Raw genomic sequence first — 5,255 nt, 5'->3', positions numbered from 1 at the left:
ACCGCCACCGTGCAGCGGCTGCTGCCCCGGCTGGGCCTCGGCCCGGGCGCGCCGGCGCCCGCGGTGGTGACGACCGTGGCCCAACGCAGCGGCGCCGACCCGGGATTCGTTTCCTACCACCTGTTCGGGCCGCCGCCGGCCACCGACCACGACCTGCTACAACTTGCCCGTGCGCTCGACGACATCGAAAGGCAGGTCACACGAACGTGACGCAACCATCTCCCGGCCAGACCCCCACCGCTGAATCGGCGCGCGAGGCGCTGCTGGCGTTGCGAGCCGAGCTCGGCAAGGCCGTCGTCGGGCAGGAGGGGGTGGTCAGCGGCCTGGTGATCGCGCTTTTGTGCCGCGGCCACGTGCTGCTGGAAGGTGTTCCGGGAGTGGCGAAGACGCTGCTGGTGCGGGCGATGTCGGCCGCACTGCAGCTGCAGTTCAAGCGGGTGCAGTTCACCCCCGACTTGATGCCGGGCGACGTCACGGGTTCACTGGTGTACGACGCGCGCACCGCGGCGTTCACGTTCCGGCCGGGTCCGGTGTTCACCAACCTGCTGCTTGCCGACGAGATCAACCGCACCCCGCCCAAAACCCAGGCCGCGCTGCTCGAGGCGATGGAAGAGCGTCAGGTCAGCGTGGAGGGCGAAGCGAAGCCGCTGCCCGACCCGTTCATCGTCGCCGCGACGCAGAACCCGATCGAATACGAGGGCACCTACCAGCTGCCCGAAGCCCAGCTGGATCGCTTTTTGCTCAAGCTGAACGTGACGTTGCCGTCGCGCGACGCCGAGATCGCCATCCTTCACCGGCACGCGCAGGGCTTCGATCCCCGTGACCTGTCGGCGATCAACGCGGTGGCCGGGCCGGACGAGCTTGCGGCCGGGCGGCTGGCGGTGCAACAAGTCCTGGTCGCCGACGAGGTGCTGGGCTACATCGTCGACATCGTCGGGGCCACCCGCTCTTCCCCCTCGCTGCAGCTGGGCGTCTCGCCGCGCGGGGCAACGGCGCTGTTGGGCACCGCGCGGTCCTGGGCGTGGCTGTCCGGCCGCAACTACGTCACCCCCGATGACGTGAAGGCCATGGCCCGCCCCACATTGCGGCACCGGGTGATGCTGCGCCCCGAGGCGGAGCTCGAAGGGGCGACGCCCGACGGTGTGCTCGACGGAATCCTGGCGTCGGTACCGGTGCCCCGCTAGTGATCCTGACCGGACGGACCGGGCTGCTGGCGCTGATCTGCGTTCTGCCCATCGCGGTAGCGCCTTGGCCGGCAACGGCTTTCGTGGCGCTTCTTGCGCTGGTGTCCGCACTGGTGGTCGTCGACGCCGCGCTGGCCGCCAGCACCCGCCGGTTGCGCTACACCCGTTCACCGGACTGCTCGACCCGGCTCGCGCAGCAGGTGAAGATTGGCCTGCAGGTCCACAACGACGGCCGCCGCCGGTTCCGCGGGCAGATCCGCGACGCCTGGCCGCCCAGCGCGTGTGCCGAGCCGCGCATTCACGCCGTCAACATCGCGGCCGGGCAGGGTCAGCCGCTCGAGACCCGGCTGCGACCGGTTCGCCGCGGCGATCAGCGCGCTGCCGCGGTCACGGCGCGATCGATCGGGCCGCTGGGGTTGGCCGGACGGCAGGGTTCGCAGTCGGTGCCGGGTCTCGTCCGGGTGCTGCCGCCGTTTTTGTCGCGCAAGCACCTGCCGTCGCGGCTCGCCAAGCTGCGGGAGATCGACGGCCTCTTGCCGACGCTGATACGCGGGCAGGGAACCGAATTCGATTCGCTGCGTGAGTATGTCGTCGGCGACGACGTGCGCTCGATCGACTGGCGCGCGTCCGCGCGACGCGCCGACGTCGTGGTCCGCACCTGGCGGCCCGAACGCGACCGGCGGGTGGTGATCGTGCTCGACACCGGTCGCACCGCGGCGGGTCGCGTCGGTGTCGACCCGACGGCCTCCGATCCCGCGGGGTGGCCGCGGCTGGACTGGTCGATGGACGCCGCCCTGCTGCTGGCCGCGCTCGCGTCGCGGGCCGGCGACCACGTCGACTTTCTCGCCCACGACCGGGTGGGCCGCGCCGGTGTGTTCGGCGCGTCGCGCACCGAGCTACTCGCACAGCTGGTCGAGGCGATGGCTCCGCTGCAGCCGGCGCTGATCGAATCCGATTGGCGTGCAATGGTTGCCGCCATCCTAAGGCGCACCCGGCGGCGGTCGCTGGTGGTGCTGCTGACCGACCTGAACGCAACCGCCTTGGACGAGGGCCTGCTGCCGGTGCTGCCGCAGCTATCGGCCAAGCACCATGTGATGATCGCCGCCGTCGGCGACCCGCGCGTCGACCAGATGGCCGCCGGGCGCTCGGATGCGGCCGCCGTCTATGACGCGGCGGCCGCGGAATGGTCCCGCAACGATCGGGGCGCGATCGCGACGCGGCTGCGCCGCGGCGGGGTGGAGGTCGTCGACGCCCCACCGACCGATATCGCGCCCGCCCTTGCCGACCGCTATCTGGCGATGAAAGCCACCGGGCGGCTTTAGTTTCATTCCGCGAAAGTGCAACTACCGACGGTCCTACTCGGAAAACACGTCGCTAGTTGCACTTTCGCGGCTCACTGAGTCGGCAGCACGTCGGGCGCGTCTTCGGCGTCGCCGGTCTCACCCGCGTTCACCGCGCGCCTGCCGAAATAGACGATGTACGACAGGAACGCGGCCTCGGCGATGACTCCGATGCCCACCCGGACGATCGTCGGCAACGGTGACGGCGTCACCAGCGCTTCGATGAGCCCCGAGACGAGCAAGACACCCACCAGCCCGACGGCAACCGAGACGACGCCACGGCCCTGTTCGGCGAGCACCTGCCCACGGGGGCGATTCCCGGGCGAAATCACCGACCAGCCCAGTCGCATCCCCGTTGCGCCCGCGAGGAATACCGCCGTCAGCTCCAGTAGCCCATGGGGGGCCAGCAGGCCCAGCAGGATGCCGCCCTTGCCGGCCTGAAACATCAGCCCCGCGATCAGCCCGAGGTTGGCGGCGTTGTTGAACAGGATGATCGGGATCGGCAGTCCCAACACGACCGACATCGCGATGCACTGCGCGGAAACCCAGGAGTTGTTGATCCAGACCTGGAAGGCGAACGCGGCGGCGGGGTGTTCGCTGTAGTAGGACGCGACATCGTGGTTGACCAATTCGTCGATGTCACTTGGTGTTCCGATGGCGGACTGCACCTCCGGATTGCCGGCCACCCACATCGCGATGATCACCACGACGGCGAAAAACGCCACCGCCGTGCCCAACCACCACCGCCAGGTGCGGTACGCAACCACCGGGAACGACACCGTCCAGAACCGGACGAACGTACTGCTCAGCGGCGCGTGCGCACCGGTCACCACGGAGCGGGCCCGCGCGACCAGACTCGACAGCCGACCGATCAGCAGCGAATCCGAGGACGCCGAGCGCAGCATCGACAGGTGGGTGGAGACCCGCTGGTAGAGCTCGACGAGTTCGTCGACCTCCGCGCCGGTCAGGGACCGGCGTCTGCTGACCAACTGGTCGAGCCGGTCCCACGTCCCGCGATGGGTCAGCACGAATGCGTCGACGTCCACTCTGCGCAGCCTAATCGCATCTTCGGCGCCGCCGAGCGCGGTCGGTGGCACCTTGGCACCCTGTACCGTTCGGTGTTATGTCGGAGGTCGTGACCGGGGACGCCGTGGTGCTCGACGTGCAGATCGCCCAGTTGCCGGTGCGGGCGGTCGGCGCGCTGATCGACATCACGGTGATCTTCGTCTGCTACGTGCTCGGCCTGATGTTGTGGGCGGCCACCCTGACTCAGTTCGACACGGCGCTGAGCGCCGCCATCCTGCTCATCTTCACGGTGCTGGTGATCGTCGGCTACCCGTTGGCATTCGAAACCGCCACGCGGGGAAGGTCGGTGGGCAAGATCGCGATGGGCCTGCGAGTGGTGTCCGAGGACGGCGGCCCAGAACGCTTCCGGCAGGCCATGTTTCGCGCGCTGGCGTCGGTGGTGGAGATTTGGATGCTCGCGGGGAGTCCCGCGGTCATCTGCAGCATGATCTCACCGAAGGCCAAGCGCATCGGCGACGTCTTCGCCGGCACGGTCGTCGTCAGCGAACGCGGGCCTCGAATGAGCCCGCCGCCGATGATGCCACCGTCGCTGGCGTGGTGGGCGTCCTCGCTGCAGCTGTCGGGACTGGGCGCGGGGCAGGCCGAGGTGGCGCGCCAATTCCTGTCCCGCGCATCGCAACTCGACCACCAGATGCGCCTACAGATGGCGTACCGGATCGGCGCCGACGTCGTGTCACGCATCGCCCCGCCGCCGCCGCCCGGCGCCCCGCCGGAGCTGGTGCTCGCCGCCGTGCTCGCCGAGCGGCACCGCCGCGAACTGGCGCGAATGCGCCCTCAATTGCCTGCCACGGGACCCCGGCCACCGCCGGGCCCACCGGCCGCGCCCTGGCCGCAACAGCCCCGACAGCAGCCGGCCCCGGGGCCGGAGGCGGATTCCGGCGGTTTCTCGCCGCCGGGCTAACTGGAGACGGCCACCGCCATGAGCGCGACGTCGGCGATCAGCAGCGCCCAACCGACCAGCGGAACCGCGATGCCGCCGCGGCGTTTTGCGGTGAAGAACGAGATGACAAGGACGACAAACGCCACCACCGGTGCGCCATAGAACGCGACGCCGAAATCGATGCCGCCGCGGCCCAGGTTGGGGCAGCTGCGGTCGCTGCATCCATCGGTGCTCATCACCGCACCGAGCGCGAAGAGCATCACGATGGCCGCTGCGGGCACCGTCGCCAGCGCCAACCCCCAGTTGACCCACGGCCTCACGCTCCGGCCCCGGGTGCCCTTCCCCCACGTGGGCTCGGCCACGCTCTGGGTCCCGCTGCCGACCGTCAGGTTGTTGTTAGCGTCCATCCCTCAGTTCCTACCCGTCGCCCGGGGGATGCAAACCGCGCGGCCGACCCAGGCCCAAATTCGCTTTCCGCAGGTCAGCGTGGCACTGCCCGCCGCGGGCTCCGTCTATCGGAATATCTCGTTGCATCACGTTAGTTTACGATATATCGTGATATACCGTACCGCGTGATCGGCGCGCTACCCCAAGCCATCGAGAGGACTACCAACCATGAGCAACCCATTCACTCCCCCCGAGGGACCCTTCACCGGCCGGCCCGGCCTCGGATTCGGCTTCGGCCCCGGCCCGGTAGACCGCCGCGCCCTGCACGACGCCAGGCGCCAGGCCCGGCGGGAATTCCGCGAACACCTCCGCGACCAC

General features: G+C 69.6%; 5 protein-coding genes and 2 pseudogenes. 5 read left to right on the top strand and 2 right to left on the bottom strand.

Annotated elements, in window-relative coordinates; all coding sequences use genetic code 11:
• The 3 genes and pseudogenes from JWP83_RS07640 to JWP83_RS07630 all read left to right on the top strand — a co-directional run.
• Window positions 1–210: pseudogene (locus JWP83_RS07640) on the top strand (hypothetical protein); the annotation flags it as partial.
• A complete protein-coding gene (locus JWP83_RS07635) occupies window positions 207–1,184 on the top strand; it encodes a MoxR family ATPase (protein WP_297728045.1) in 978 nt (325 codons plus the stop codon). The pseudogene JWP83_RS07640 and the gene JWP83_RS07635, both read left to right, overlap by 4 nt.
• Window positions 1,184–2,506, top strand: coding sequence for a DUF58 domain-containing protein (locus JWP83_RS07630; RefSeq protein WP_297728041.1), 1,323 nt, complete (start codon window positions 1,184–1,186; stop codon window positions 2,504–2,506). Before JWP83_RS07635 ends, JWP83_RS07630 begins: the two co-directional genes overlap by 1 nt.
• Before the next feature lie 71 nt (window positions 2,507–2,577).
• On the opposite strand, the gene JWP83_RS07625 is transcribed toward JWP83_RS07630, so the two are convergent.
• The gene (locus JWP83_RS07625; protein WP_297728038.1) at window positions 2,578–3,570 is read right to left on the bottom strand and encodes a stage II sporulation protein M; all 993 of its coding nucleotides are present in this window, start codon (window positions 3,568–3,570) and stop codon (window positions 2,578–2,580) included.
• A gap of 77 nt (window positions 3,571–3,647) precedes the next feature.
• On the opposite strand from JWP83_RS07625, the gene JWP83_RS07620 reads away from it, so the two are divergent.
• Window positions 3,648–4,511: an RDD family protein gene (locus JWP83_RS07620; RefSeq protein ID WP_297728035.1), complete on the top strand. Its 864-nt coding sequence runs from the start codon at window positions 3,648–3,650 to the stop codon at window positions 4,509–4,511.
• Here JWP83_RS07620 and JWP83_RS07615 read toward each other — a convergent pair.
• The gene (locus tag JWP83_RS07615; RefSeq protein WP_297728029.1) at window positions 4,508–4,897 is read right to left on the bottom strand and encodes a hypothetical protein; all 390 of its coding nucleotides are present in this window, start codon (window positions 4,895–4,897) and stop codon (window positions 4,508–4,510) included. The genes JWP83_RS07620 and JWP83_RS07615 overlap by 4 nt on opposite strands.
• 208 nt (window positions 4,898–5,105) lie before the next feature.
• Here JWP83_RS07615 and JWP83_RS07610 point away from each other — a divergent pair.
• A pseudogene (locus tag JWP83_RS07610) lies at window positions 5,106–5,255 on the top strand (PadR family transcriptional regulator); the annotation flags it as partial.

Origin of the sequence: Mycobacterium sp. (assembly GCF_025965855.1) — a bacterium.
GTDB lineage: Bacteria > Actinomycetota > Actinomycetes > Mycobacteriales > Mycobacteriaceae > Mycobacterium.
This window is presented reverse-complemented; position numbering and strand designations above follow the sequence as displayed.

Coding starts and splice junctions, on each gene's coding strand:
- JWP83_RS07620 (WP_297728035.1), top strand. CDS start 3,648: ATGTCGGAGGTCGTGACCGGGGACGCCGTGGTGCTCGACGTGCAGATC.
- JWP83_RS07615 (WP_297728029.1), bottom strand. CDS start 4,897: ATGGACGCTAACAACAACCTGACGGTCGGCAGCGGGACCCAGAGCGTG.